Source organism: Pseudomonas sp. WS 5011, assembly GCF_012985775.1.
GTDB lineage: Bacteria > Pseudomonadota > Gammaproteobacteria > Pseudomonadales > Pseudomonadaceae > Aquipseudomonas > Aquipseudomonas peli.
The window spans coordinates 117295-143837 of sequence record NZ_JAAQXA010000004.1; the positions used below are offsets into that span (position 1 = coordinate 117295).

The following is a 26543-nucleotide window of genomic DNA, read 5'->3' on the forward strand; positions in this document are numbered from 1 at the left end:
GCGCTAAACGTCCGCTGTTTAGTGCGAATGACTCTGAGCGTGTGTCGCGCGGCTTAACCGCCTGACAGCAGGCGGCAGCGCGGTGGTGGCGAGTCAAACCCGACCGAGTACCTTGAGAATAAAGGCGTATTCCAGGGCGACATCTTTGAGCGCTTGGTAGCGACCGCTCATGCCGCCATGGCCGGCGTCCAGTTCGGTTTTCAGCAGCAACAGGTTGCTGTCGGTTTTCTGCGCGCGCAGCTTGGCCACCCATTTGGCGGCTTCCCAGTACTGCACGCGGCTGTCGTTGTAGCCGGCTACTACGAGAATCGCTGGGTAGTCTTGGGCCTGGACGTTTTCGTAGGGTGCGTAACCTTTGATCCGCTCGAAGACTTCGGGTTGGTTAGGATCGCCCCATTCGTCGTACTCGGTGACTGTCAGCGGCAGGTCGGGGTTCTGCATGGTGTTGAGCACATCAACAAACGGCACTTCGGCGATAGCGGCGGCGAACAGCTCGGGACGTTGGTTGAGCACTGCGCCCATCAGCAGACCGCCGGCGCTGCCGCCGCTGATCACCAGTTGCTGCGCGTCGGTGTAACCGGTGGCGATCAGGTGTTCGGCGCAAGCGATAAAGTCACCGAACGAGTTCTGCTTGTGCTCCAGTTTACCCGCGCGGTACCAGGCTTCACCCAGCTCGCCGCCGCCACGCACATGGGCGATGGCGAACACGAAGCCGCGCTCCAGCAGGCTCAGGCGCGCATGGGAGAACCAGGGGTCGAGGCTTTCGCCATAAGCGCCGTAGCCATACAGATAGAGCGGGGCAGAGGTGCCGAGCACCTCGCGTTTGGCCACTAGGCTGATCGGCACCTGGCTGCCATCTGCGGCAGTGGCCCATAGGCGCTGGCTGACATAGTCGTCGGCATCGAACGGCCCGAGCACCGGGGTTTGCTTGAGCACCACTTGCGCGCCGCTAGCCAGTTCCAGCTGACGCACCTGCGCCGGGCGATTGAGCGCTTCATAGCGCAGGCGAATGGCGGGGCTGTCGAATTCCAGGCTGTCCTGTACATACAGGCTGTAGGCGGCGTCCGGTAGCTGCACGCGGTAGGCCGCTTGCCCCTGCGGCTGCACGTCGATCATCGGTAAGCCGCCTTCTCGCAGACTCAGCACCAGCGCTTGCTGATTGAGGCTAACGCCTTCCAGCATCACGTCGGGGTCATGGGCGCGCAGCAATTGCCAATCGCTACGGTTAAGCGTTGCGTCGCATGCAGTAAACAGCGCGAAGTTGATGCCGTGCTGGTTGCTGCGGATAAACCAGCGCCACTGGCCATCCAGAGCGCCGTGGTCGACGTAGTATTCGTGACCCTCTTCGCGCGGGACCACGCAGCTGAATGCAGCTTGCGGTGTTTCGGCGTCCAGCACCCAGGCTTCGCTGGTGGTTTTGCTGCCCAGTTGCAAGATCAGCTGGCGCTCGGAGCTGCTGCGGTAGCAGCTGAGGAAGAAACGTCCGTCCGGCTCATGGAACACCAGTTCGGCTGCGTCGGTGCCAAGTCGGTGGCGGTAGAGTTTGTGCGGCCGGTGGGTATCGTCCAGTTCACCGAAGAACAAGGTCTGGCTGTCATTGGCCCAGGCCATGCTGCCGTCGCATTCCTCGAACGGCAGCTCGATCAGGCTGTCATCGGCCAGCTCTTTGACAAACAGCTGGTAGGTTTCCTCGCCGCTGGTATCCAGGCTGTAGGCCAGGCGCTGATGGTCAGGGCTGATGCTGAAAGCGCCGAGGGAGATAAAGCCGCCATCGGCCAGGTCGTTGGGGTCGAGCAGCAGCTGTTCGCTGGCCTCATCGACCGTCAGCGAGCCATCGGCGGGTTTGCGGCAGCGGTAATGCCGCGGGTATTCGTCGCCCGCCGTGGTGCGCTGGTAATACAGATATGGCCCCCAGGGCGACGGCAGGCTCAGGTCGGTTTCGCGGATGCGCCCTTTGATCTCTTGAAACAAGACTTCGCGCAGTGCCAGTTGGTCGCTGAGTTGTTGTTCCAGGTAGGTATTTTCCGCCTTGAGATAATCAAGCACCTCAGCGCTGTCACGGTTTTCCAGCCAGCGATACGGGTCTGCAGCGTTGTCGGCACGGGCTATGGGGGCGTGTGGCATGAAACAACTCCTGTAGATGGCGGCCGACAGCGGGGACGCCGAGGCAGGCAAAAGCCGTTATCATAAGCGCCACTTTGACCGTCGGCTGCTGAAATCTACGTGCTTATGTGCATGCGCCGCTGGGTCTTTAATGCCAGAGAATGTGTGTTTTATGACTGAAAACGACTACCTGCTTGCCTGGGGCGCCTATCTTCTGGCCGCTCTTGGTTGCCTGTTGGTTTGGTTTCGCCTGACCAGTTGGATGTGGCGCTACCTGCGTGAGCCGCTGCGCGTGTTGGTGTTGGTGTTGCTGTTCAGCCCAACCGTGGTCGACCCCGGTAAGGAGCAGTTCGCCCCTGCGGTGGCAATCACCGCCATGGACCTGTTGCTGGATGTAGGCAATAACGCCTGGCGTGCAGTGGCGGACCTGAGCATGTACGCGTTGATCCTGTTTACTCTTTATCTGCTGTTTGTCGCGGTGCGCTGGCCCATTGAGCGTTGGTGGCAGGCACGTAAGGGTCTAGCACCGGCTGCCGACGATGAGCCGACCTTGCGCGAAATGATGACGCGTGATGAACAGGATTTTGGCGACACCCGATACGATGCCCGCGGCGACCGTCGCTTGCGAGTTGAACCCCGTCTGTAAACCGCGGCGGCGCTGCCTGACGCCGCCGGCCTTGTGCCAACGCAGCCAGCCGTTCAGCATGCTGGGTTGTTGATTAAGGAGAGGCTTATGACGTGTGTGTTCTGTGCAATCGCCGCCGAGCAATTGCCTGCCGAGCGTATTTATGAGGACGAGCACTTTATCGTCCTGCTGGATATTTTCCCCCTGCGTCCGGCCCATGTGCTGATTGTCAGCCGCGAACACGCGCCGTTTCTTAAAGACCTTTCCTCTGCGGCCAGCGAGCAGTTGCTGCAGCTAGCGCAACGCATGGCTGCAGCCCTGCGAGCGGCCGGCTATGGCGAGCAGGGCATCAATTTTTTGATCAACGACGGGCCGACCTCCAATCAGCATGTACCACACCTGCATCTGCACCTGATTCCACGACGCAATGGCGATGTGATGCCGTTGCTGTGGCGCGCTCTGACGCGTTTTCTGCCGCTGGCGCGCAAACGCATCGAGGCGCGTCTGGCAATTGAAGCGCAGCAGCTGCGCGAGGCGTTACGCAATGTGTGAATTGCTGGGCATGAGCGCCAATGTGCCGACCGACATTGTTTTCAGCTTTACTGGCCTGATGCAGCGCGGCGGGCGGACCGGCCCGCACCGCGATGGCTGGGGCATCGGTTTTTACGAGGGGCGCGGCCTGCGCCTGTTTCAGGACCCGCGTGCGAGCAGCGAATCAGAGGTAGCGCAGCTGGTGCAGCGCTATCCGATCAAGAGCGAAGTGGTGATCGGCCATATCCGTCAGGCCAATGTCGGCCGCGTCTGCCTGGCCAACACCCATCCGTTCGTACGCGAGATGTGGGGGCGTAACTGGTGTTTTGCCCATAACGGCCAATTGGCCGATTTTGCCCCGCAATTGGATAACTACCGGCCGATTGGCGACACCGACAGCGAAGCGGCCTTCTGTGATTTGCTCAATCGCCTGCGTCAGGCCTTTCCCGAGCCAGTGGAGGTAGAGCGGTTACTGCCCACTTTGGTCAGTGCCTGCGTGGGCTATCGTCAGCTCGGTGTATTCAATTGCCTGCTCAGTGATGGCGACTGGCTGTTCAGCTTCTGCAGTAGCAAGCTGGCGCATATCACCCGACGTGCGCCGTTTGGCCCGGCGCATCTGAAAGATGCCGATATGCAGGTGGATTTTCAGGCGGAAACCACGCCCAATGACGTGGTCAGCGTGTTGGCCACTGAGCCGTTGACCGATAACGAGAGCTGGACGCTGTACCAGCCGGGCGAGTGGCGGTTGTGGCGCGGTGGTGAATGTGTGGCGCAAGGCCTAACGGACTGAATTGGGGGAGGGGACATGTTTAGAAGCTATCTGCGGTTGGCCTTGTTTGCCCTGGGTTTGCTGGTTGGGGTGCAGGTGCCGGGGTTTATCGACGACTACAGCAAGCGCGTCGAAGCCCATCGGATTGAATCCGAGCAAGGGCTTAAAGGCTTTCGGGAGACTGCAAAGCGCTTTTTCAAGGGGGATCTGGTCGCGTTGGTTGGCCATTACCAGGCCAGCGCTGACCCCGTGATGCGCAGCGATGCGCAGAGTCTGAGCACCCTGGTTGAGCGTTCGGCATTCCTTGAGCGCGAATCCAAGGCCATGCAAGGGCCCTGGTATGGCCAGGTCTGGCATCTGGCTACCGCCGCAGACCATGAGTTGCTGGAAGAAACCTTCGCCGCCTATCGCTACCAGGTGCTGCTGGCCCCCGAAGCCATCGCCTGGGGCATTGCCTGCGCGATGTTGCTGGCCTGGTTGCTGGAAAGCCTGGCGCTGCTGGTCGGCATGCTGTTTGGTGCGGGCCGCAGTCAGAAGGTGCAGCAGCGGCACTGGCGTTAAGTTGCATCACTCTCAAGGGCTCGCAAGAGCCCTTGTTGTTTCTGCTGATGAGTCGCTTCTATGCCTACTGACCGGGTGAAACTGGTCTGGCGAGTGCCTGCTTGTTAGCGTGAATATCCTCGGCAGCAGGTGCGGGCTGAACGGACACTGTTTTACGCCGCGACACCAGCAATACCCCCGCCAGCACCAGTCCGGCACCTGCCAGCTGGGCAACCGACACCGGCTCCGATAACAGCATCCAGGCGAAGACAATCGTCAGGATCGGCCCCAGCGTGCCAATCAGCACGGTACGCGCCGAGCCAATCAGGCGCAGTGCAGCCGATTGCCAGAATATCGGCAGCACGGTGGAGAAAATCGCCATCGCTGCGCTGTACGCATACACCTCCATCGGCTGCTGCAGTGCTGAAAACGGTTGAGTGGCGAGGAAATGAATCTGCGTGGCGATGGTGGACACGATAATCGCCAGGGCAGCAAAGCGGATGGTGCCCAGCCGGTGAATAGCCACCTCGGCTCCCGAGCTGTAGAGCGCATAGGACAGTGCAGAGCCGAAGATAAAGGCGGCGCCGATCAGGACCGTATGCAGGTCCTCCGCTACTTGCAGATCGTGGGCGAACGCCAGGCCGATGCCCGCGTAGGTCAGTAGCAGCGCCGCAATCTGGCGTTTCTCCAGACGCTTACCCAGAAACAGCACGCCAATCAGCACGGTCATGGTTGGGTAGATAAACAGAATCAACCGCTCCAGCGCCGCCGAGATGTACTGCAGGCCAATAAAATCAAGAATGCTGGCCCCGTAGTAACCGAGCAGCCCCAGGGCAATCAGCATGCCCCAGTCTTTGCGCGTGAGCGGCGGCGCTGCGCGACACAGCCACAGCGTGGCCCACAACGCGATAGGCAGGGCAAAACTCATGCGCAGCGTCAGCAGGGTGACCGCATCCACGGGCGCAGCGGCATAGGCCAGCTTGACGAAGATCGCCTTGAACGAGAAACCGAAGGCGGCGAGCACCGCGAGTGCAATGCCCAATCGTTCAGCAGACCAGGTTTTCCATGGCATGTGGGTAATCCTTAAAGAGTTGTGCTGAGCCGAATGATGATGGGGTTAGAATCGCTATGGAATTGGCTTTTTCATAAGTAATCGTTCGGATTTAACTAACGCTATGCATTACGACCTGATTGATCTGCGTCTGTTTGTCGCGATTGCCGAAGCAAAGAATTTAACCCGCGGTGCCGAGCGCGTGCATTTGGCCGCGTCTTCGGCCAGCCATCGCATGCGCGTGCTGGAGGAGTCGATTGGCACGCCGCTGCTGCTCCGCGAACCGCGCGGCGTCAGCCTGACCCGGGCCGGCGAGGCGCTGCTGCGCCATGCGCGCCAGGTGTTTGCCCAGCTAGAACAGATGCATGCTGACCTTACGCCCTACGCCAAAGGCGTACGCGGCCACGTCAGCCTGTGGGCCAATACCCACGCCACCCATACCTTTCTGCCCGACAGCCTTTCGAGCTTTTTGCAGCGTCATCCGCAAGTCAGTATTTCGCTGGAAGAGCACACCAGCCCGCACGTGCTGATGGCCGTGGCGCGCGGCGAGGTGGAGGTCGGCGTGGTAGCGGGGACGATTGCGGACGCGGAGGTTGAGCTGATCCCATACCGAGCTGACCGGTTGGTGCTGATTGCCCCGGTCGATCATCCGCTCGCAATACACGTCAGCAGCCTGTTTGCCCAGGTGCTGGATTATCCCTTTGTCATGCTGCATTCCGGCTCGGCTATTCACACCTTTACCATGAACGCAGCCGCCGCATTGGGGCGGCACCTCGAGGTGCGGATTCAAGTGCGCAGCTTTGAGGCGGTGTGCCGCATGGTCAGCGCAGGGGTTGGTATTGGCCTGGTGCCGCGCAGTGCGGTAACCGCTGGGGCGCAGCTGGCGGTGATTGAGCTGGAAGAGCCCTGGGCGCAGCGCGATTTGAAGGTTTGTGTGCGCAAGCGCGAGCTGTTGTCGGGGTTTGCTGCGGCACTGGTCGATTGTCTGACTGGCAGCGATACCAATATCAGTTAAAGCACCTTAACGAACAACGGGCCCTGTTGGGCCCGTTGGTTTTACTTGGAGAGAAACTTCATCCCGTCTTCCAACCCCTGCAGCGTCAGCGGGTACATCTGGTCTTCCAGCAGCTCACGCATGATATTGGTCGAGGCGGTGTAGCCCCAGGTGTCCTTAGGGTAGGGGTTGATCCAGATAAGCTTCTTGTACTTCTCCATAAAGCGCTTGATCCAGACGTAGCCCGGCTCCTCGTTCCAGTGCTCGACGCTGCCGCCGGCCTGGGTGATTTCATAAGGGGCCATGGCCGCATCGCCGACGAACACCACTTTGTAGTCCGCGCCGTATTTGTGCAGCAGATCCTGGGTGGAGAAACGCTCAGACGTGCGGCGCAGGTTGTTCTTCCACACCGATTCGTACACGCAGTTATGGAAGTAGAAATACTCCATATGCTTGAACTCGGTTTTACAGGCGCTGAACAGCTCTTCGCAGACCTTGACGTGGGCGTCCATCGAACCGCCGATGTCGAATAGGATCAGCAATTTCACCGCGTTACGCCGTTCCGGGCGCATCTGGATATTAAGTAGGCCGCCATCTTTGGCGGTGTGGTCGATGGTGCCGCTGAGATCAAGCTCGTCTTCAGCACCCTGGCGCGCAAACTTGCGTAGGCGGCGCAGGGCCACCTTGATATTACGCGTACCCAGCTCGACCTGATCATCGAGGTTCTTGTACTCGCGCTGATCCCAGACCTTGACCGCTTTGCCCTGACGTTTGCCAGCGTCGCCCACACGGATGCCTTCCGGGTTGAAGCCGCCGGAGCCGAACGGGCTGGTACCGCCAGTGCCGATCCACTTGTTGCCGCCTTCGTGGCGTTCTTTCTGCTCTTCGAGACGCTTCTTGAACTCCTCGATCAGCTTGTCCAAACCGCCGAGGGATTCTATCTTGGCGCGTTCCTCGTCGGTCAGCGAGCGCTCGAACTCCTTGCGCAGCCACTCATCGGGGATCAGTGCCTCGATGTGCTGATTAAGGTTTTCCAGGCCCTTGAAGTAAGCGCCGAACGCGCGGTCGAACTTGTCGAAATGTCGCTCGTCCTTGACCAGAATGGTGCGCGAGAGGAAATAGAACTCGTCCATATCGGCGAACACCACGTTGTGTTTCAACGCGTTGATCAGGTCGAGCAGCTCACGCACCGACACCGGCACCTTGGCGGCGCGCATTTCGTTAAACAGGTTGAGCAGCATGGCTGCGCCCTCATGTGTTGATTCTGGTCGGGCTGCTGCGCGTCGGCCTGCGGCATTGAAACCTCGCTTCACATGCTCATGTACTGGAGTACGCTAAGCGGGTTAGCTCGGTTTCACCTTGCCCGGCTCTAGCTCGCTAGCCCTATACCGCGTGGATAGCGCGTCCAATGGGCGCGCAGCAGCCCGATTATTTAACGATTGGCGCGGCGGCTCATAAAGGCCAGGCGCTCAAGCAGTTGCACATCCTGCTCGTTCTTCACCAGCGCACCGGCCAGAGGCGGGATGGCCTTGGTGGGGTCACGTTCGCGCAGCACGGCTTCGCCGATGTTGTCGGCCATCAGCAGTTTCAGCCAGTCGACCAGTTCGCTGGTGGACGGCTTCTTCTTCAAGCCCGGCACTTTGCGCACGTCGAAGAACACGTCCAGCGCCTCGGCGACAAGGTCCTTCTTGATGTTGGGGTAGTGTACGTCGACGATCTTCTGCAGGGTCGCGCGATCCGGGAAGGCGATGTAGTGGAAGAAGCAGCGGCGCAGGAAGGCGTCCGGCAGTTCTTTTTCGTTGTTCGAGGTGATGATGATGATCGGGCGTTTAGTCGCCTTGATGGTCTCGTCAGTCTCGTAAACGTAGAACTCCATCTTGTCGAGTTCTTGCAGCAGGTCGTTGGGGAACTCGATGTCGGCCTTGTCGATTTCGTCGATCAGCAGGATGACCCGATCCTCCGACTCAAAGGCTTCCCACAGCTTGCCCTTCTTGATGTAGTTGCGCACGTCGTGGACTTTGTCGCTGTCCAGTTGCGAGTCGCGCAGGCGGCTGACCGCATCGTACTCGTACAGGCCCTGGTGAGCCTTGGTGGTGGACTTGATGTGCCAGGTGATCAGGCGCGCACCAAAGGACTCGGCCAGTTGTTCAGCCAGCATGGTTTTACCGGTACCCGGCTCACCCTTGACCAGCAACGGGCGCTCCAGGGTGATGGCGGCATTGACCGCGAGCTTGAGGTCGTCGGTGGCGACGTAGGACTGGGTGCCTTCGAACTTCATCGGTAAATCCTCGAACGGTAACGCGCAGGGCCATACCCGCGGGTTCAGTATTTGAAAAGTGGACTATAACGCGCAGCCCCGGTGACTGTGAACGTAGACGGGCTATTCAGTCACTGAATGGCGGGTCACCTGGCTACTGTTGCTGTTACTGGTTATCAAAGCGGCTGCTGAAGGCGCGTACAAAGGCGTTACGCAGGATCGCTTTAAACGCCTGCCAGCGGCTGATGTCATAGGTTTTGAGGTCACCTTCAATGTTCACCCGAGTGGCGAACTGGTCTTTACGCTGGTTTTTCAGCAACCAGCTGCCGCCGCCGACCAGGGCTTCCCAGGCGCCGGTGAGCAGGTTCTTGTCCTTGGCCGCGACATCCTGCTGCCAGTCGAAGACTTCCATGTTGCGCAGCAGCGGTTTGGCATAACCCTTGAGCTTGCCTTGGCGGGCATCCAGCTCCATGACGAAGTCGCCTTGGCCTGCGGCAAAGTCGAAGTCGGCATAGGCGTGGGTAAAGCTGTTGAGCTGCTTGAGCTGGATATCGGTGATGCGCAGGCGTAGATCGAAGTCGTCCAGCTGGCCGAGCGGGTCGAAATTGGCACTGGCTTGCACAGGGGCTTGCTCGAACACCTGGGCGGTGGCCTGCAGGCTGGCGGGACGCGTATTGTCTGCGACGCTGACGTTGCTCAGGTTGAGGATGCTGCCATTGATCTCGCTGGCCTGCAGGTCGACCGGCGGCTTGGCGGTGAAGTTGCGAAAGGCCAGGGTGCCATCGATCACGCGGATTTCGTTGATGTGAATCGGCAGCAGGCCCCTGAGTTGAGCGCGCCAGTCAACGCCTTCACCGGTCTGTGAATTGGCGGCGTTACCACCGTCAACAAAGGTCAGCTGTGGCCGCTCGAAGGCTACTTTGGCGACTATCGAACGGTTATTCCACAACTCGTGCCAGCTGACGGCCAGGTCGATGACAGGGGCTTCGAGCAGCGGCACCGGTACCTGGCCACTGAGTTTGACGATATTCAGGCCGTTGATCTGGTAAGCCCCGCGCCATAACGCCAGGTCGATGTCGCTGATCTGCCCGCGATAATCGCCCATATTGGCCAAGCGTTCATTGAGGTAGTCACTCAGCAGCAAGGGCAGGGCGATATGGAGGGCCAGCAGTGCGATGGCCAGGGTGAGCAGAGTCCAAAGGGGCAGTGCGTAGCGCTTTCTCATACAGAAACAGACTTATCCAATCACAATAGGTTTCCGCCGAGCTGTGAACATGGCTGGACTGCCACACGAACGGGCCTTAGGCTTGGGAGCTTACTCGGTAATGCATGAACAAGGACCTCGCCATGAGCCGCATCTTTGCAGATAACGCACAAGCCATCGGTAATACCCCGCTGGTTCGGATCAATCGTTTGGGCCCAGAGGGCGTAACCATTCTGGCCAAGATCGAAGGGCGTAACCCCGCCTACTCGGTAAAGTGCCGCATTGGCGCCAGCATGATCTGGGATGCCGAGGAGCGCGGCGTGCTCAAGCCAGGCATGACGATTGTCGAGCCAACCTCGGGCAATACCGGTATCGGTCTGGCCTTTGTGGCTGCGGCGCGTGGCTACAAGCTGCTGCTGACCATGCCAGCTTCGATGAGCCTGGAGCGGCGCAAGGTGCTCAAGGCTCTGGGTGCTGAGCTGGTGCTGACCGAGCCAGCCAAGGGCATGAAGGGCGCTATCGAGAAGGCTGCTGAAATTGCTGCCTCTGACAGCGCCACCTACTTTATGCCGCAGCAGTTCAACAACCCGGCCAACCCGGCGATCCATGAAAAGACCACTGGCCCGGAAATCTGGAACGACACCGAGGGCGCGATTGACGTGCTGGTTGCTGGCGTCGGTACTGGCGGCACCATCACCGGTATTTCGCGCTACATCAAAAAGACCCAGGGCAAGCCGATTCTGTCGGTAGCGGTCGAGCCGATTGGCTCGCCGGTCATCACCCAGACCATCGCGGGTGATGAAGTCAAACCCAGTCCGCACAAGATCCAAGGCATAGGCGCTGGCTTTGTTCCCGGTAACCTCGACCTGGCGATGGTCGACCGGGTTGAACTGGTGACGGATGACGACGCCAAGGCTGTAGCCCTGCGCCTGATGCGCGAAGAGGGCATCCTCTGTGGCATCTCCTGCGGCGCGGCCATGGCGGCCGCCCTGCGTATCGCCGCCGAACCCGGCATGCAGGGCAAAACCATCGTGGTGATCCTGCCGGACTCCGGTGAACGCTACCTGTCGAGCATGTTGTTTAGCGATATGTTTACCGAGCAGGAATTGCAGCAGTAAGCATTCGGTTGTGACAAAAAAGCCGCCTGTTAAGGCGGCTTTTTTATGGGGTTTGCTTAGTTGTCGTAGCCGAGGTTGGGCGCCAGCCAGCGCTCGCTGACGTTCAAGTCCTGCTTTTTACGTGCGGTATAGCTTTCCACCTGGTCCTTGTCGATTTTGCCGACGGCAAAGTACTGCGCCTGCGGATGAGCGAAGTACCAGCCGGACACCGCAGCCGCCGGGAACATGGCGTAGTGCTCGGTGAGGAACACACCGCTGGCGCCGGCCTTGTTGAATTCGGCCGCCGGGTCGAGCAGGGTGAACAGGGTCTTTTTCTCGGTGTGGTCCGGGCAGGCCGGGTAGCCGGGAGCAGGGCGGATGCCTTTGTAGGCTTCCTTGATCAGCTCGTCATTGCTCAATGCTTCTTCCGGGTCGTAACCCCAGTAGTTGGTGCGCACTTCGCGGTGCAACCATTCGGCGCAAGCTTCGGCCAAGCGGTCGGCCAGGGCTTTGACCATGATCGAGTTGTAGTCGTCGCCAGCATCCTGATAGGCCTTCGCCACTTCTTCGGCGCCGATGCCGGCGGTGGTGATAAAGCCGCCGACGTAGTCGGTAATGCCGCTGTCTTTCGGCGCAACAAAGTCGGCCAGAGAGAAGTTCGGCTTGCCGTCCGGCTTGATGGTTTGCTGGCGCAGGTGGTGCAGGGTGGCCAGTTTCTCGCCGTTGTCGGAGTAGACGTCCAGATCGTCATCGTTCACCTGGTTGGCTGGCCAGAAGCCGAATACGGCGCGGGCGCTGATCAGCTTCTCGTCGATCAGCTTGTTCAGCATTTCCTGGGCGTCGGCATACAGCGCAGTGGCGGCTTCGCCGACCACTTCATCGGTGAGGATGCGCGGGAATTTGCCGGCCAGGTCCCAGGAGATAAAGAACGGCGTCCAGTCGATATATTCGGCCAGCACCTTGAGGTCGATATTCTCCAGCACCTTGACGCCGGTAAAGCTCGGCACGGTCGGCTGATACGTCGCCCAGTCGAACTTGGGTTTGTTTTCCACCGATTTGGCGTAGCTCAGACGTTCGGTGCGCGCGCTGCGGTTGGCGGTGCGTTCGCGTACTTCGATGTAATCGAGGCGGGTACGCTCGACAAAGTCGGCTTTCAATTCCTTGGACAACAACTGCGTGGCCACGCCGACCGCACGCGAGGCGTCGGTGACGTAGACCACTGCATCGTTCTGGTACTTGGGCTCGATCTTCACCGCGGTGTGGGCTTTCGAGGTGGTCGCACCGCCGATCATCAGCGGCAGGCTAAAGCCCTGGCGCTGCATTTCTCGGGCGACATGCACCATCTCGTCGAGCGACGGGGTGATCAGGCCGGACAGGCCGATGATGTCGCACTTCTCGGCAATCGCGGTTTGCAGAATCTTCTCTGCCGGCACCATCACGCCCAGGTCGACGATATCGTAGCCATTGCACCCTAGAACGACGCCGACGATATTCTTACCGATATCGTGCACATCGCCTTTCACGGTGGCCATAAGGATCTTGCCCTTGGCTTCCGGCTTGTCGCCTTTTTCCAGCTCGATAAATGGGATCAGGTGACCGACCGCCTGCTTCATTACGCGGGCGGATTTCACCACCTGCGGCAGGAACATCTTGCCCGCGCCGAACAGGTCACCGACCACGTTCATCCCCGCCATCAGCGGGCCTTCGATGACTTCGATAGGCCGTGTGCACTGCTGGCGGCACTCTTCGGTGTCTTCGATGATATGGCTGGTGATGCCCTTAACCAGTGCGTGCTTGAGGCGGTCGACCACGCTCCAGGTGCGCCACTCTTCGGTTTCGACTTCCTTGACGCTGCCGTCGCCCTTATAGTTGTCGGCAATCGCCAGCAACGCTTCGGTGGCACCTTCGTGGCGGTTAAGCACCACGTCTTCTACGGCGTCGCGCAGTTCCTTGGGAATCTCGTCGTAGATTTCCAACTGGCCGGCGTTGACGATGCCCATGGTCAGGCCGTTCTGGATCGCGTAGTACAAGAACACCGAGTGAATCGCTTCACGCACCGGGTTGTTACCACGGAAGGAGAACGACACGTTGGACACGCCGCCGCTCGACAGAGCGTGGGGCAGGTGGTCGCGGATATAGGCGCAGGCCTCGATAAAGTCGACGGCGTAGTTGTTGTGTTCCTCGATGCCGGTAGCCACGGCGAAGATGTTCGGGTCGAAGATGATGTCTTCCGGCGGGAAGCCGACTTCGTTGACCAGGATGTCGTAGCTGCGCTTGCAGATTTCCTTCTTGCGCGCGGCGGTGTCAGCCTGGCCGACCTCGTCGAAGGCCATCACCACGACCGCGGCGCCGTAGCGCTTGCACAGCTTGGCGTGGTGCTTGAACTGCTCGACGCCTTCCTTCATGGAGATCGAGTTGACGATGCCCTTGCCCTGGATGCACTTGAGGCCGGCTTCGATCACCTCCCACTTGGAGGAGTCGATCATGATCGGCACGCGGGAGATGTCCGGCTCGCCGGCGATCAGATTCAAGAAGGTGACCATCGCCTTCTGCGAATCGAGCATGCCCTCGTCCATGTTGATGTCGATCACCTGCGCGCCGGCTTCCACCTGCTGCAGGGCGACTTCCAGGGCTTCGGTGTAGTTGTCTTCGCGAATCAGGCGGGCGAACTTGGCCGAACCGGTGATGTTGGTGCGCTCGCCGACGTTGATAAACAGCGAGTTGCGGTCGATGGTGAAAGGCTCAAGGCCCGACAGGCGACAGGCCTTGGGAATATCCGGGATGGCGCGCGGCGGGTATTTGCTCACCGCTTCGGCAATCGCCTGGATATGCGCCGGCGTGGTGCCGCAGCAGCCGCCAACAATGTTCAAAAAGCCCGAGGCGGCGAACTCCTCAACCACCACGGCCATTTCCGCCGGGGTTTCGTCGTATTCACCAAAGGCGTTCGGCAGGCCGGCGTTGGGGTGGGCAGACACGTGGCTATCGGCCTTGGCTGCCAGCTCTTCCAGGTACGGGCGTAGGTCCTTGGCGCCGAGGGCGCAGTTCAGGCCCACGGAGATCGGGTTGGCGTGGCGCACCGAGTTCCAGAAGGCTTCGGTGGTCTGGCCCGACAGGGTGCGGCCTGAGGCGTCGGTGATGGTGCCGGAAATCATGATCGGCAGCTCAATGCCGTCATCCTCGAACACCTGCTGCACGGCGAAGATCGCCGCCTTGGCGTTGAGGGTGTCGAAGATGGTCTCGATCAGGATCAGGTCCGCGCCGCCTTCGATCAGGCCGCGGGTGGCTTCCACGTAGTTTTCCACCAGCTCGTCGAAGGTGACGTTGCGGTAGCCGGGGTTATTCACATCCGGGGAGATCGAGCAGGTACGGCTGGTTGGGCCGAGGACGCCGGCGACAAAGCGCGGGCGATCCGGGGTTTCCAGGGTCTTGGCATCGGCCACTTGCCGGGCCAGGCGTGCGCCTTCGACGTTCAGCTCATAGGCCAGCGCCTGCATGCCGTAGTCGGCCTGGGATACCTGGGTGGCGTTGAAGGTGTTGGTTTCGAGGATGTCCGCGCCCGCATCCAGATAAGCCTTCTCGATAGCGCCGATGACGTCCGGGCGGCTGAGGATCAGCAGGTCGTTGTTACCCTTTACATCGCTTGGCCAGTCGGCAAAGCGGGTGCCGCGATAGTCCTCTTCCTCCAGCTTGTAGCTCTGGATCATGGTGCCCATGCCGCCGTCGAGGATCAGGATGCGTTCCTTCAGGGCTTGCTGAAGGGCATTGAGGCGGGCACTGCGATCGGACAGAGACATGGAGAGAACTACCTGGGACGCGTGAAAAAAAGATGCGCGATGATAACAAAGCTGCACGCTTTTGCAGTGGGCTGTGCTTTTACATGAATCTTGCTCATGTTTACGGGTTGGCCTAGGTGACCCAGGGCCAGCTAGAATCGCCATTTAAGCCATTTTAGAGACGTTTCCATGGTCTGCCGCTTACTGCTCGCTGTGTGTTTGTTGTTCATTGGCTCATTACAAGCGGCCGAACCCATCTCCTACAGCCGCGATATCCAACCGATTTTTACCAAGAACTGCGTGGCCTGCCATGCCTGCTACGACGCTGCCTGCCAGCTCAACCTGGGCAGTGGCGAAGGCGTACAGCGCGGCGCCAGCAAGGCAGCGGTATACAACGGCACGCGCACCCAGGCGCAGGCCACCACGCGGCTGTTTGTTGATGCCCACGGTGAGGCCGCGTGGCGGCGTAAGGACTTTGTGTCTGTGCTGGATCAGCAAGGCAGTCAGGCCGCGTTGATGGCCCGCATGCTGGAACTGGGTCATCAGCAGCCGTTTGCCGCCAACAGCAAATTACCGGCGCAGCTGAATATAGGCATCAACCGGGTCAACCAATGTCCGCTTCCTGAGGAATTTGAGGCGTTTGCTCGGAAAAATCCGCAAGCCGGCATGCCGTTCGCAGTGACCGGGCTGAGTGATGCCGACTACCAGACGCTGCAAGCTTGGCTGGCGCAGGGTGCACCGGTAGATGAGCAGGCGCTGCAGGCCAGCGCGGCGGAGGCACAGCAAATCGCCAGCTGGGAAGCGTTTATGAACGCCCCAGGCGCCCGCGAAGCATTGGTGTCACGCTGGCTCTACGAGCACCTGTTTCTGGCCCACCTGCATTTCGCCGGCGGTGAGCCGGGGCATTTCTTCCAGATGGTGCGTTCACGCACGCCCACTGGTAAACCTGCGGACATCATTGCCACGCGTCTGCCCAATGATGACCCCGGCACTGAGTTCTACTACCGCCTGATCCCCGTTCAGGGCGTGATTGTGCATAAGACCCACATCACCTATGGCCTCAGTGCCGCCAAGTTGAAGCGGGTCAACGAGCTGTTCTTTGGCAGCGATTGGCAGGCGGACGCGGTGCCAGGTTATGGCCTGCAGCGCCGTGCCAATCCATTTGAGACCTTTGCGGCGATTCCGGCCCAGGCGCGTTACCAATTTATGCTGGATAACGCTGAATACTTTGTGCGCACCTTTATTCGCGGCCCGGTGTGCCGCGGACAGATTGCCACAGACGTGATTCGCGATAATTTCTGGGCGGTTTTCCAGGACCCGCAGCATGACCTCTATATCACTGACCCTGAGTACCGTGAGGAGGCCAAGGAGTTGTTGGCCATGCCGGGTCAACTGGACAGCATCGGCGACACGCTCGGTCTGTGGCGGACTTACCGCGACAAGCGTAATCAGTATGAAGCGCTGCGTATGCAGCGCTACGCCGATGCGCCAGCGCCCAGTTGGTCGCATATCTGGGCCGGTAACGACAACGCACTGCTGTCGATTTTTCGCCAGCACGACAGTGCGTCGGTGCGCAAAGGCCTGATTGGCGAAGTGCCGCAAACCATCTGGTGGCTGGATTTCCCGCTGCTGGAGCGTACCTATTACCAGCTGGTGGTGAATTTCGATGTGTTCGGCAACGTGTCGCACCAGGCGCAAACGCGGCTGTACTTCGATTTGATCCGCAATGGCGCCGAGGTCAACTTTCTGCGCTTGATGCCAGCCGAGTCGCGGCAGGGCTACCTGAGCGACTGGTACCAGAGCAGCGGCAAACTGAAGATCTGGCTGGATTACCAGGCCATCGACAGCGAAAGCCCGAGCGCCCTGCGCTTGCCTGACAGCGACCCTAAACGCAGCTTTGTCGAAACGCTGCTGGAGCGCTACGGCAGCCTGAATGCCCGGCCCGACCCGATCAACCGCTGCACGGGTGCGTATTGTCATCGCTCTGGGCTGGATGCCGAGTTACAGCGCGCCGAACAGTCTCTGAGTCGGTTGACGGCAAAACCTGCGGGCACCCTCAAGGTGATCGAGCAACTGCCAGAGGCTACCTTGCTGCGGGTGGAAATGGCCGATGGCCAGCGTGAGGTGTACAGCCTGCTGCGCAATCGTGCGCACACGAATGTGGCCTTTATGCTCGGTGAGGAACTGCGTTACCAGCCGGCGCTGGATACCCTGACGGTGTATCCGGGCGTGCTCAGCAGCTACCCGAACTTTATCTTCAATGTGCGGGTGGAGCAGGCGGCGGAATTTGTCACGGCGCTGGAGCAGGCGCGTGACGCAGCGGCCTTCGAAAAAGTCGTTGAGCGCTGGGGGATTCGCCGTACGCATCCGGAGTTCTGGCGCTACTTCCACGATATGTCGGCGTATATCCAGCAAACCGAACCGCTGGAAGCTGGCGTGCTGGATATGAACCGCTACCAGAACTTGTAAACGGGGAGGACCGCGCACTGCGGGGCAGTGCGCGGTTGCATCTTAGCGGTTGAAGCGTTCTACCAGCGCGTACTGGCCGTGTGCTGTGGCCGTCAGGGCTTCGCTGAGCAAGGCAGTGTCATGTGCTTCACCGGCGGTCTTGTCGGCTAGTTGGGCGATGGTGGTTATGCTGCGGTTGACCTCATCAGCCACCGCGCTCTGCTCTTCGGCAGCGGCGGCAATTTGGTTGGCCATGTCAGTGATATTAGCCACCGCGTCGCTGATGCCGGCCAGAGCCTCATCGGCCTGCTGCACACGCTCAACCCCTTCGTCAGCCTGTTTGCGGCCGATTTCCATGGTCAGCACCGCCTCCTCGGCGGTGCGCTGCAGTTTGGCGATCAACTGGTGAATCTGCCCGGTAGATTCGGCGGTCCGCTGCGCCAGTGAGCGCACTTCATCGGCAACCACCGCAAAGCCTCGGCCCATTTCGCCAGCACGCGCTGCTTCGATGGCAGCGTTGAGGGCGAGCAGGTTGGTCTGGTCGGCAATGCCTTTGATCACATCGACCACACCGCCGATTTCAGTGCTGTCATGGGCCAGGCGGGTCACTGTTTCACCGGTATCACCCACCGATTGCGACAGGCGCTGAATGGCTGCGCGGGTTTCTGCGGCAATGCCACGACCGGCGCTGGTCAGGCGGTTGGCATCCTGGGTGGCGATGGCGGTACGGGCGACGTTGCTCGCCACTTCCAGGGTGGTGGCGGCCATTTCATTGATCGCAGTGGCCACCTGGTCGGTTTCGCTGCGCTGGCGCTCAAGCCCGGCGGAGCTGTTGTGCGCCAGGGTGTCGGCCTGCTTGGCTTGCTCGGTGAGCTGTTCGGCGGTGTCCTGCAAGCGCGTCAGGCAGGTTTTCAGGCGCGCTTCCTGGCTGAGGATGGACATTTCCAGGCGGCCCTGGGCGCCGCGGCTGTCGGTGTACATTTGTGCAATCAGCGGGTCGGAGGTGGTCTGGTCGGCCAGGCGCAGCAGGCGTTTAAGGCCACGCTGTTGCCAGTTCAAGCCGGCCAGGCCGAGCGGCACCGAGAGCGCCGCTGCTAGGGCAAATCCCCAGCTGGAGTCGAGCCAGGCACCGATCAGGAAGCCGATCTGGCTGACCAGAATAAATGGCAGCCAGTCCTGCACGATTGGCAGCCAGCGGTCACTGCCAGGAATGGCCGATTTGCCGCTGTTGATGCGCTGGTATAACGCCTCGGCCCGGCGGATCTGTTCGGCCGTTGGTTTGACCCGAACTGACTCATAGCCCACGACTTGGTTGCTCTCTGTCACCGGCGTGACGTAGGCATTGACCCAATAATGGTCACCGTTTTTGCAGCGGTTCTTGACGATACCCATCCACGGCCGGCCTTTTTTCAGGGTGTCCCACATATGCTGGAACACCGCTGCAGGCACGTCCGGGTGACGTACCAGGTTGTGTGGCGCACGAATCAGCTCATCGCGGTTAAAGCCACTGATCTCGACAAAGGCGTCATTGCAGTAGCTGATCTGGCCTTTGAGGTCGGTGGTGGAGATCAGTCGTTGCTGCGCGGGGAAGGTGCGCTCGCGCTGAGTAATAGGTTGATTATTGCGCATGGCGTTTTTTATTCCTTTAAACGTTACCGGTACTTCGGCCGTTGCTGGCGGAAGTTTAGCCCGTGAATCCAGGCGTAACCGACAAGGGACAGGTTGTGGCCGTGTGACACGTTGTTTTGCTGGGGCGGCCGATGAGCGGTTGGCAGGCTCTAGAGCCTTGCGCAGTGGCGCCAGTCTAACCTGCAGATCAGGAAAAGGCCGATGCAAAGCAAGCACAGGCGGGTGACTCGGCTATGATGCGCGCCTTGAGGAGAGTCGCTGATGAATACGTTGTTGTTGCACTGCCGTCCGGGTTTTGAAAATGAGGTGTGTGCGGAAATCGCCGAGCATGCCGCGCGCCTGGACGTTGCCGGTTATGCCAAGGCCAAGCCGAGTACCGCCTGCGCGGAATTTATCTGCACCGAGGAGGACGGTGCCGAGCGCCTGATGCGCGGGGTGCGCTTCAATCAGCTGATCTTCCCGCGGCAGTGGGCTCGCGGGGTGTTTATCAACCTGCCGGAGCTGGACCGGATCAGCGTGCTGCTCGGCCATCTGGCAGATTTTCCGGTATTTGGCAGCCTGTGGCTGGAAGTGCTGGACACCAACGATGGCAAGGAGCTATCGAATTTCTGCAAGAAGTTCGAGGCGCCGCTGCGCAACGCCCTGACTAAGGCCGGCAAGCTGGTCGAGGATGCACACAAACCACGCCTGTTGTTGACCTTCAAAAGTGGTCGTGAGGTGTTTGTCGGCATGGCAGAGGCGAATAACTCGGCGATCTGGCCGATGGGCATTCCTCGGCTGAAGTTCCCCCGCGAAGCGCCGAGCCGCTCGACACTCAAGCTGGAAGAGGCCTGGCACACCTTTATCCCCCGCGAGCAGTGGGATGAGCGCCTGTCCGATGAGATGACCGGGGTTGACCTCGGTGCGGCACCCGGCGGCTGGACCTATCAGCTGGTCAAGCGCGGTATGCTGGTGACGGCCATTGATAACGGGCCAATGGCGGAAAGCTTGATGGACACAGGGCTGGTCAACCACTTGATGGTCGATGGCTTCACCTGGACGCCTAAGCAGCCGGTGGACTGGATGGTCTGCGATATCGTCGAGAAACCGGCGCGGACTGCGGCAATGGTGGAAACCTGGATTGGCGATGGCCATTGCCGGGAGGCTGTAGTCAACCTCAAGCTGCCGATGAAACAGCGTTACGCCGAGGTGCGCCGCCTGTTGCAACGCCTGGAAGACGGCTTTGCCGCGCGCAAGATCAAGGTGTCGATTGCCTGCAAGCAGCTGTATCACGACCGCGAAGAAGTCACCTGTCACCTGCGCCGCTTAGGTAAATAACCCCTCAATGCCGAGCCAGTTGCGTCTGCAATGGCAGCAACTGCGGCCACTCGAAACTGCCTTGCAGTGTGCTGCTTGAGAGCTGCCAGGAACCGTTGAACAGGTATTGGCCACTAAAGCCGCTGATACGCAGGCCCAAGGTGTCGCCGGGTTGCAGCTCTGCGCTGACGGCAGCCAGTTCCGTGCTGGCTTGCCCGTTGAGCGGGGTGACCTGTTCACTGAGTACTGCACTGCTGCCATCGGCGCGCTTGACCACCAGGGCAGCAAACAGCGTTGGCATTCCTTCGGCGTTTTCCAGATGTATGCGGGGCACGCCAACCAGTGCGCTGCTCGTCTGTACCTGTTGCAGCGGGATAAACTGCGACGGTTGCAGCAAGCCGCTGCTTAACGGCCGAATCACCGTGGCCGGCAGCTGTATCCGCTGATTAGCCGGCAGTTGTTGCAAGGCCACACCCTGATCCAGATCGAGACTGACGCAGAAATCGGGAATGCTCGCTGCCACACCTTTGCGCCCGCGCAGCTTGTCTTCGTACCAGCTGATGATGCTCTGGTAGAGGTTGATCGCCCGACCGTCGCAGTTCAGCACCGCTTCGTTATTGAACGGCGGCAGGCCGCTCCAGCGTTGCATGGGCGGTGGCAAAATATGCCCACCCTGCATTCCGAGGAGGCGCACATCACGGGCGCCTTGTTGCAGGCAATCCCGAATCGCCAGGCCCTGGTTGAGCGGGAACAGGGTGTCGCGCATGCCTTGGATCAGCAAGGCATCGGCTTGCGGGCGCTGACCTCGTGCGCAGTAGCTGGTCAAGCTGTGGGCTTTGAGTTCGTCGCGCACCGGTTCGCGCATACGGCCATCAGCGCTTTTCAGGTAGGGTGCTTGGACGAACTTGCCCAGGTCATAACCGGTGGACAGGCCCAGGCTGAGCAGCACGCTTGTCCAGCCGATTTTCAGGTGGCTGTCCGGGGCCAGGGCTTCGCTTAGGTCGTACCAGGTAGCAATCGGCACAATCGCGTCGATGCGCGGGTCCGTAGCTGACGCAAGCAGCTGCACGGCGCCGCCATAGCTTTCGCCGAGCATACCGACCTTGGGGTCATTCGGTGCGTCCATGCTCAGGCGTGGCAGGTTGGCGGCGGCCCAGTCGATTACTGCAAGGGCATCTTGCACTTCATAGTCGGGGTCCATCATCTCGATATCGCCCTCGCTGCCGCCCCAGCCGCGCTGGTCGTAGCTGATTACCCAGTAGCCGGCCTGCCAGGCTTTTAATGCGGCGCGACCGGACATCATCTGCGTGCCGTAGAAGCCGTTCGGCCGGGTGACGCGCCAGCCGCCCCAGCCGTGGGTGTGCACGATGACTGGCGCCTGCTCGCCAGCCTTAAGTGCAGGCTGGAATACGGTGGCTGACAGCCGTGTGCCATCGCGACCATGGATCACTGCATCAAAGTGGGTGGCTGGTAGATCCTGCTGCGCGGTGACGCTGAAGTCAGGCAGTTGATCACGGGCGGCGCAGCCGCTGAGCAGCAGGGTGGCAAGTAGAAGGGCAAGGCGCATGAATGGCTCTTATTGGAATGGTGGACGCTGCGCAGCCTGCCTGATCAGGGCGTGGCTGCCTGCCCATCCAAGGTTGTGTTGGCCTGTTGTCGGGCCAATCGCGCTACACAGGCGTTTTCCATCAGGCGCTAGATGACCTTTGGGTCAGCTTTGCGCGAGAATAGCGGCCTGCTACTGGAGCCAGCCGATGTCTTTGCAAACCACCGCCATTCCCGATGCCACCCTTGACGCCACTGGGCTCAATTGCCCCGAGCCGGTAATGATGCTGCACAACAAGGTGCGCGACCTGCAGGCAGGCGGCCTGCTCAAGGTGATTGCCACTGACCCCTCGACCCGTCGCGACATTCCAAAATTCTGCGTGTTTCTTGGCCATGAGCTGGTGGAGCAGGCTGAAGACGGCGCGACCTATCTGTACTTGATCCGCAAGAAGCTCGACTGATGCAGTGGTACTTCGCCTACGGCTCGAATATGAACCTGGCACGTATGCAGGCGCGCGGCATGACGGTGCTGGAGGCACTGCCGGGTCATCTCCCCGGTTACAGCCTGTGCTTTAACAAGCGGGCGGCGGATCGGGCGCCGGGGCGGGCCTACGCCAATATCCGTCATCAGCGCGAGGGGCGGGTGGAAGGTGTGCTGTATCGCCTGGCCGACGCTGGTGAGATCGCCAAGCTGGATCACTTCGAAGGTACGCCCATCTATTACAGCCGCGAATGCCTGCCGATTGTCGCGGCCCACGGCGTGCAGCCGGCCTGGGTGTATATCGCCAACCCGGCGTTTCGCGAAGAAGGCTTGCTGCCCAGCGCCGATTACCTGGCCCACCTGCTGGCGGGGCGTGAGTTATTGTCCGAAGCCTACTGGTCGACGCTGGCAGCTTGGCCCGTCCATCCCGATTGACCGGGCGCTAGGCCGCAGCTGTTCAGCACGTCCTGCCAACTGCGCACATGCCGTGCGGTGGCCTGTTGGAAGTCCGCCCATAACGACGCCTCGTCACTGCTCAATTGCTGCAGGTATTCCCGCGTCGCTGGGGGTATCTGCGCAACGCCGCTGAGGCTGCGCAGGCTGCTGCTCCAGGCTTGGCCGCGTTGATCCACGAGCGCCAGGTAGGGCTGCAAGCCACCGGCGTAATACTTGATGAAGATGTTCTGTAGGGTGCGCGCACGTTCTGTGGCCTTGCCCGTGGGGCAGAGCGGCCGGCCCTGTTGGCGGCTTTGCAGCATGGCGCTGCCTTGGTTGAGGCTGTGGGTCAGGCTGGCCAGGCTACTGATCAACTGGCCGCCCTGGTCGCTGGCATGCAGGGCGAAGAACAGCGGATCCAGCTGCTCGGCACTCGGCGGCAAGGCTGCGGGCAGAGCGCTGCCGATGGCGGCCAGCTGCGCCAGGGCTTCCAGCGCCGCGTTATCTTCGCTGGCATCTGGCGGCAGGGGTTGCTCGGCAAAGCGCAGGTAGCGTTCGACCTCCGGGCTGGCATTCAGGGCATTCCAGAATACGCCGGGTAGTTGCGCACGTTTTTCTTGCGCCAGTTGCTCAAGGGTATTGCGTAGTGGCTGTTGGTCCTGACTGCGCAGGTGTTCGCTGCAGTCATCCAGGGCGCGCAGCAGATCGCCTTCGTAAGCCAGGCGGCTGCTGGGTGTGAGTTGTTTACCGAGGCTGTTGTTGCGCTGGCTGATCTGCTGTTGCAGGGCGGGGCAGCGACGCACATCGACCAACAGGTCCAGCAGGCTGATGCGCAGTTCGGCAATTTCTATCAGTCGTTCGCGCCGAGCGGGTAGGCGGTAACGGGTCAGTTCGCTGGAGTCGAAGGCGGTTGCCGGTTCGACATCCAGAGCATTGCTTAATCGCTGCAGGTAATCAGCCTGCAAGGCTAGGCCGTCATCGGCGGGCGTACAGGCGCATAGACAAAGCGCAGTGATTAGAAGCAGCAGGCGGGCGTTCATCAGGCCATCTTAGCGGCTCGAATACGTTTGCGCGCGCTGCCGGCCAAGCGCACGGCGAGCATGCCGCCAGCGCAGGTCAGGCCGACCACCAGACCCTGCCAGAGCCCACTGGGACCACTGGGCTCGCCGAACCAGTCGGTCAGGCCGAGCGCATAACCCACCGGCAAGCCGATGCCCCAATAGGCGAACAGGGTCAGGATCATGGTGACGCGGGTGTCCTGATAACCGCGCAGTGCGCCGGCAGCCGTCACCTGAATGGCATCAGAGAACTGGAACAGCGCCGAATACACCAGCAGCGTGGTGGCCACTGCAATTACTGCACCGTCTGGGGTATAGATCTGCGCAATCTCTTCGCGCAATAGCAGCATCAGGCTGGCCGACAGGCAGGCGTAACCCAGTGCCGCCGCCATGCTCACCCCAGCCGCAAAGCGCGCTTCACGCGGCTCGCCACGGCCCAGCGCCTGACCGACGCGCACGGTTGCTGCCATGCCCAGGGAATAGGGGATCATAAACACCATGGAGCTGAAGTTCAGGGCGATCTGGTGCCCGGCCACCACGGTGGCTCCCAGGCCGCCGATCAGCAGAGCAATTACCGCGAAAATGCTCGATTCGGCGAATACCGAGATGCCGATCGGCAAGCCGACCGAGAGCAGGCGTTTGTGCACCGGCCACTGCGGCCATTCGAAGTGGTTGAAGATTTTGCTCGCCTGATAGAACGGCGCCCATTTCACCCACCAGAGCATGCTCAGGAACATAAAGCCCATCACCAGGCCCGTGGCCCAACCGCAGCCGACGCCGCCCATGGCCGGCAGCCCGAGCTTGCCGTAGATAAAGATGTAATTGAGCGGGATATTCAGTGCCAGGCCGCACAGGCCGATGACCATGCTCGGGCGGGTATGCCCGAGGCCGTCACTGAAGCAACGCAGCACGTGGTACAGCGCCACAGCCGGAAAACCGCAGGCCACAGCACGCAGGTAGCCCATGGCGGGTTCGATCAGCGCCGGGTCGACGTTCATCAGGCTGAGGACGATTTCTGCGTTCCACAAAATCACCGCCGCCGCGATGCCCACCGCCAGAGCCAACCACAGCGCCTGACGAACTAACGGGCCGATCTCGGTATGCGCACCTGCGCCAAAGCGCTGCGCAACCTTGGGCGTGGTGGCCAGCAGGATGCCGGTCATCAGCAGAAATACCGGCACCCAGATCGAGTTGCCCAGCGCCACCGCGGCCAGATCCTGCGGGCTGACCCGGCCGGCCATCACGGTATCGACGAAGCCCATGGCAGTGTTAGCCAACTGGGCAATGATGATCGGCGTTGCGAGCTTCAGCAGGCTGTAGAACTCGGTGCTGGCGCGTTGCAAGCGGGTTTGGGCAAGCATGAAAAGTAGTATCCAGCTGGTATCAGGAAACCGTGCAGTCTACGCCCTGACGGCTTGGTCAGGAAACCTTGTTGCACAGTGTTTCAGCACAACGGGCGCATTGCTCTACTCAGCGTAGCCAAGCAGTGCAGGCAGGTTAGAATGCCGGCCTGATTTATGGAGCACAGCCATGCGCATCGTTGCTGATGAAAATATCCCCCTGCTTGACGAATTCTTTGCCGGTTTTGGCGAAATTCGTCGCCTGCCCGGCCGCAGTATCGATGCGGCTGCTGTCGCCGATGCTGACCTGTTGCTGGTGCGCTCGGTGACCCAGGTTGATCGCGCGCTGCTAGACGGCTCGGCAGTGAAGTTTGTCGGCACCTGCACCATCGGCACTGATCACCTGGACCTCGACTATTTCCAACAGGCCGGTATCACTTGGGCTAGCGCGCCGGGCTGCAATGCTCGTGGTGTGGTCGACTATGTGCTGGGCAGCCTGCTGGTATTGGCTGAGCAGCAGGGTGTTGATCTGGCTACGCGCACCTATGGGGTGGTTGGTGCGGGGCAGGTAGGCAGCCGTCTGCTTAAGGTGCTGCGAGGTCTGGGCTGGCGTGTGCTAGTTTGCGATCCGCCGCGTCAGGCCGATGAGGGCGGCGATTTCGTCAGTCTGCAGCAGGTGCTAGCCGAGTGCGATGTGATCAGCTTGCATACGCCGCTGGAGCGTCTGGGTGAGCACCCGACTTATCACCTGTTCGATCACGCACGCTTGGCCGCACTCAAGCCAGGCAGCTGGCTGATCAACGCAAGCCGTGGCGCGGTGGTGGATAACCAGGCATTGCGCGAGTTGCTGCCCCAGCGCAGCGATCTGCAGGTGGTGCTGGATGTCTGGGAAGGCGAGCCGCAGGCCGATGTCGAGCTGGCTACCTTGTGCCGCATCGCCACGCCGCATATTGCCGGCTACAGCCTGGACGGCAAGCTGCGCGGCACGGCGCAGATCTATCAGGCGCTGTGTCAGCACCTGGGTGTTGCTCCCAGCGTTGAACTGGCGCAGCTGATGCCTGCTGCCTGGCTGAGTGAGCTGACTATCGATGCTAGCGCTGATCCGGCCTGGGCCCTGGCCAGTATCTGCCGCGCGGTGTATGACCCGCGCCGCGATGATGCGGATTTTCGCCGGAGTTTGCAGGGCGATGCTGCGATGCGGCGTGCGGCTTTTGACGGGCTGCGCAAGCACTACCCAATGCGCCGGGAAATCGACGGGTTGGAAGTATGCGTAAAGGGAGATGCACCGGCGTTGGCCAGCCTGGTGCAGGCGTTAGGTGCGAAGTTGAATCGGCTGTAGCGAAGGGCAGCGAATGCTGCCCTGGCGG

At 60.7% G+C, this 26543-nt stretch carries 21 protein-coding genes; 11 read left to right on the top strand and 10 right to left on the bottom strand.

All coding sequences use genetic code 11. The annotated features are described in order from the left end of the window. Positions 1 to 93: 93 nt before the first annotated feature. Positions 94 to 2124 carry a S9 family peptidase gene (locus HBN63_RS06130; protein ID WP_170048777.1) on the bottom strand — a complete coding sequence of 677 codons (2031 nt, stop codon included), beginning with the start codon at positions 2122 to 2124 and terminating at the stop codon, positions 94 to 96. 151 nt (positions 2125 to 2275) lie between these two features. Here HBN63_RS06130 and HBN63_RS06135 point away from each other — a divergent pair, with 151 nt between their 5' ends. The 4 genes from HBN63_RS06135 to HBN63_RS06150 all read left to right on the top strand — a co-directional run bounded on the left by HBN63_RS06135 (position 2276) and on the right by HBN63_RS06150 (position 4589). Then, positions 2276 to 2749, top strand: coding sequence for an MFS transporter (locus tag HBN63_RS06135; protein ID WP_170048778.1), 474 nt, complete (start codon positions 2276 to 2278; stop codon positions 2747 to 2749). 87 nt (positions 2750 to 2836) lie between these two features. Then, positions 2837 to 3280 (top strand): HIT family protein, encoded by a 444-nt coding sequence (locus HBN63_RS06140; protein ID WP_170048779.1) that lies wholly within the window; start codon positions 2837 to 2839, stop codon positions 3278 to 3280. Then, positions 3273 to 4049, top strand: a complete 777-nt coding sequence (locus tag HBN63_RS06145; protein ID WP_170048780.1) for a class II glutamine amidotransferase — start codon at positions 3273 to 3275, stop codon at positions 4047 to 4049. The genes HBN63_RS06140 and HBN63_RS06145 overlap by 8 nt, the downstream gene beginning before the upstream one ends. Positions 4050 to 4064: 15 nt before the next feature. Next, a complete protein-coding gene (locus tag HBN63_RS06150) occupies positions 4065 to 4589 on the top strand; it encodes a DUF2937 family protein (RefSeq protein WP_170048781.1) in 525 nt (174 codons plus the stop codon). Positions 4590 to 4653: 64 nt separating this feature from the next. Here HBN63_RS06150 and HBN63_RS06155 read toward each other — a convergent pair whose 3' ends face one another. Then, positions 4654 to 5640, bottom strand: a complete 987-nt coding sequence (locus HBN63_RS06155) for a DMT family transporter (protein ID WP_170048782.1) — start codon at positions 5638 to 5640, stop codon at positions 4654 to 4656. A 103-nt stretch (positions 5641 to 5743) separates the two neighbouring features. Between HBN63_RS06155 and HBN63_RS06160 the strand changes: the two genes are divergently transcribed. Continuing rightward, the gene (locus HBN63_RS06160; RefSeq protein WP_170048783.1) at positions 5744 to 6634 is read left to right on the top strand and encodes a LysR substrate-binding domain-containing protein; all 891 of its coding nucleotides are present in this window, start codon (positions 5744 to 5746) and stop codon (positions 6632 to 6634) included. Between the two features lie 41 nt (positions 6635 to 6675). Here HBN63_RS06160 and HBN63_RS06165 read toward each other — a convergent pair whose 3' ends face one another. The 3 genes from HBN63_RS06165 to HBN63_RS06175 all read right to left on the bottom strand — a co-directional run bounded on the left by HBN63_RS06165 (position 6676) and on the right by HBN63_RS06175 (position 10095). Next, positions 6676 to 7854 (bottom strand): VWA domain-containing protein, encoded by a 1179-nt coding sequence (locus HBN63_RS06165; RefSeq protein WP_170048784.1) that lies wholly within the window; start codon positions 7852 to 7854, stop codon positions 6676 to 6678. Between the two features lie 191 nt (positions 7855 to 8045). Further along, positions 8046 to 8891: a MoxR family ATPase gene (locus HBN63_RS06170; protein WP_090253199.1), complete on the bottom strand. Its 846-nt coding sequence runs from the start codon at positions 8889 to 8891 to the stop codon at positions 8046 to 8048. A 145-nt stretch (positions 8892 to 9036) separates the two neighbouring features. Further along, the gene (locus HBN63_RS06175) at positions 9037 to 10095 is read right to left on the bottom strand and encodes a DUF748 domain-containing protein (protein WP_170048785.1); all 1059 of its coding nucleotides are present in this window, start codon (positions 10093 to 10095) and stop codon (positions 9037 to 9039) included. A 122-nt stretch (positions 10096 to 10217) separates the two neighbouring features. On the opposite strand from HBN63_RS06175, the gene cysK reads away from it, so the two are divergent. After that, positions 10218 to 11192 (top strand): cysteine synthase A, encoded by a 975-nt coding sequence (gene cysK / locus HBN63_RS06180; RefSeq protein WP_170048786.1) that lies wholly within the window; start codon positions 10218 to 10220, stop codon positions 11190 to 11192. A 56-nt stretch (positions 11193 to 11248) separates the two neighbouring features. Here cysK and metH read toward each other — a convergent pair whose 3' ends face one another. After that, positions 11249 to 14965 carry a methionine synthase gene (gene metH / locus HBN63_RS06185; protein WP_170048787.1) on the bottom strand — a complete coding sequence of 1239 codons (3717 nt, stop codon included), beginning with the start codon at positions 14963 to 14965 and terminating at the stop codon, positions 11249 to 11251. Between the two features lie 168 nt (positions 14966 to 15133). On the opposite strand from metH, the gene HBN63_RS06190 reads away from it, so the two are divergent. Beyond that, on the top strand, positions 15134 to 17413 hold the full coding sequence (locus HBN63_RS06190; protein ID WP_170048788.1) for a fatty acid cis/trans isomerase: 2280 nt from the start codon (positions 15134 to 15136) through the stop codon (positions 17411 to 17413). Between the two features lie 42 nt (positions 17414 to 17455). Here the strand turns inward: HBN63_RS06190 and HBN63_RS06195 are convergent, their stop codons facing one another. Continuing rightward, on the bottom strand, positions 17456 to 19021 hold the full coding sequence (locus tag HBN63_RS06195; RefSeq protein WP_170048789.1) for a PAS domain-containing methyl-accepting chemotaxis protein: 1566 nt from the start codon (positions 19019 to 19021) through the stop codon (positions 17456 to 17458). A 261-nt stretch (positions 19022 to 19282) separates the two neighbouring features. Here HBN63_RS06195 and rlmM point away from each other — a divergent pair, with 261 nt between their 5' ends. Next, a complete protein-coding gene (gene rlmM, locus HBN63_RS06200) occupies positions 19283 to 20338 on the top strand; it encodes a 23S rRNA (cytidine(2498)-2'-O)-methyltransferase RlmM (RefSeq protein ID WP_170048790.1) in 1056 nt (351 codons plus the stop codon). Positions 20339 to 20342: 4 nt separating this feature from the next. Here the strand turns inward: rlmM and HBN63_RS06205 are convergent, their stop codons facing one another. Next, positions 20343 to 21884, bottom strand: a complete 1542-nt coding sequence (locus HBN63_RS06205; RefSeq protein ID WP_170048791.1) for a CocE/NonD family hydrolase — start codon at positions 21882 to 21884, stop codon at positions 20343 to 20345. A 187-nt stretch (positions 21885 to 22071) separates the two neighbouring features. Between HBN63_RS06205 and tusA the strand changes: the two genes are divergently transcribed. Then, entirely contained in the window at positions 22072 to 22323 is a 252-nt protein-coding gene (tusA, locus tag HBN63_RS06210; protein ID WP_170048792.1) for a sulfurtransferase TusA, read from the top strand. Beyond that, positions 22323 to 22778 carry a gamma-glutamylcyclotransferase family protein gene (locus tag HBN63_RS06215; RefSeq protein WP_170048793.1) on the top strand — a complete coding sequence of 152 codons (456 nt, stop codon included), beginning with the start codon at positions 22323 to 22325 and terminating at the stop codon, positions 22776 to 22778. Before tusA ends, HBN63_RS06215 begins: the two co-directional genes overlap by 1 nt. Here HBN63_RS06215 and HBN63_RS06220 read toward each other — a convergent pair. Then, positions 22736 to 23818 carry a DUF3080 family protein gene (locus tag HBN63_RS06220; protein ID WP_170048794.1) on the bottom strand — a complete coding sequence of 361 codons (1083 nt, stop codon included), beginning with the start codon at positions 23816 to 23818 and terminating at the stop codon, positions 22736 to 22738. The genes HBN63_RS06215 and HBN63_RS06220 overlap by 43 nt on opposite strands. After that, positions 23818 to 25197, bottom strand: coding sequence for an MATE family efflux transporter (locus HBN63_RS06225; protein ID WP_160087282.1), 1380 nt, complete (start codon positions 25195 to 25197; stop codon positions 23818 to 23820). Before HBN63_RS06225 ends, HBN63_RS06220 begins: the two co-directional genes overlap by 1 nt. Before the next feature lie 169 nt (positions 25198 to 25366). On the opposite strand from HBN63_RS06225, the gene pdxB reads away from it, so the two are divergent. Continuing rightward, positions 25367 to 26515 carry a 4-phosphoerythronate dehydrogenase PdxB gene (pdxB, locus tag HBN63_RS06230; protein ID WP_170048795.1) on the top strand — a complete coding sequence of 383 codons (1149 nt, stop codon included), beginning with the start codon at positions 25367 to 25369 and terminating at the stop codon, positions 26513 to 26515. The last annotated feature ends 28 nt before the right edge of the window (positions 26516 to 26543 follow it).

Bases quoted from the DNA above. Each gene is read 5' to 3' on its own strand.
- HBN63_RS06130 (WP_170048777.1), bottom strand. From the start codon at position 2,124: ATGCCACACGCCCCCATAGCCCGTGCCGACAACGCTGCAGACCCGTAT.
- HBN63_RS06135 (WP_170048778.1), top strand. From the start codon at position 2,276: ATGACTGAAAACGACTACCTGCTTGCCTGGGGCGCCTATCTTCTGGCC.
- HBN63_RS06140 (WP_170048779.1), top strand. From the start codon at position 2,837: ATGACGTGTGTGTTCTGTGCAATCGCCGCCGAGCAATTGCCTGCCGAG.
- HBN63_RS06145 (WP_170048780.1), top strand. From the start codon at position 3,273: ATGTGTGAATTGCTGGGCATGAGCGCCAATGTGCCGACCGACATTGTT.
- HBN63_RS06150 (WP_170048781.1), top strand. From the start codon at position 4,065: ATGTTTAGAAGCTATCTGCGGTTGGCCTTGTTTGCCCTGGGTTTGCTG.
- HBN63_RS06155 (WP_170048782.1), bottom strand. From the start codon at position 5,640: ATGCCATGGAAAACCTGGTCTGCTGAACGATTGGGCATTGCACTCGCG.
- HBN63_RS06160 (WP_170048783.1), top strand. From the start codon at position 5,744: ATGCATTACGACCTGATTGATCTGCGTCTGTTTGTCGCGATTGCCGAA.
- HBN63_RS06165 (WP_170048784.1), bottom strand. From the start codon at position 7,854: ATGCTGCTCAACCTGTTTAACGAAATGCGCGCCGCCAAGGTGCCGGTG.
- HBN63_RS06170 (WP_090253199.1), bottom strand. From the start codon at position 8,891: ATGAAGTTCGAAGGCACCCAGTCCTACGTCGCCACCGACGACCTCAAG.
- HBN63_RS06175 (WP_170048785.1), bottom strand. From the start codon at position 10,095: ATGAGAAAGCGCTACGCACTGCCCCTTTGGACTCTGCTCACCCTGGCC.
- cysK (WP_170048786.1), top strand. From the start codon at position 10,218: ATGAGCCGCATCTTTGCAGATAACGCACAAGCCATCGGTAATACCCCG.
- metH (WP_170048787.1), bottom strand. From the start codon at position 14,965: ATGTCTCTGTCCGATCGCAGTGCCCGCCTCAATGCCCTTCAGCAAGCC.
- HBN63_RS06190 (WP_170048788.1), top strand. From the start codon at position 15,134: ATGGTCTGCCGCTTACTGCTCGCTGTGTGTTTGTTGTTCATTGGCTCA.
- HBN63_RS06195 (WP_170048789.1), bottom strand. From the start codon at position 19,021: ATGCGCAATAATCAACCTATTACTCAGCGCGAGCGCACCTTCCCCGCG.
- rlmM (WP_170048790.1), top strand. From the start codon at position 19,283: ATGAATACGTTGTTGTTGCACTGCCGTCCGGGTTTTGAAAATGAGGTG.
- HBN63_RS06205 (WP_170048791.1), bottom strand. From the start codon at position 21,884: ATGCGCCTTGCCCTTCTACTTGCCACCCTGCTGCTCAGCGGCTGCGCC.
- tusA (WP_170048792.1), top strand. From the start codon at position 22,072: ATGTCTTTGCAAACCACCGCCATTCCCGATGCCACCCTTGACGCCACT.
- HBN63_RS06215 (WP_170048793.1), top strand. From the start codon at position 22,323: ATGCAGTGGTACTTCGCCTACGGCTCGAATATGAACCTGGCACGTATG.
- HBN63_RS06220 (WP_170048794.1), bottom strand. From the start codon at position 23,818: ATGAACGCCCGCCTGCTGCTTCTAATCACTGCGCTTTGTCTATGCGCC.
- HBN63_RS06225 (WP_160087282.1), bottom strand. From the start codon at position 25,197: ATGCTTGCCCAAACCCGCTTGCAACGCGCCAGCACCGAGTTCTACAGC.
- pdxB (WP_170048795.1), top strand. From the start codon at position 25,367: ATGCGCATCGTTGCTGATGAAAATATCCCCCTGCTTGACGAATTCTTT.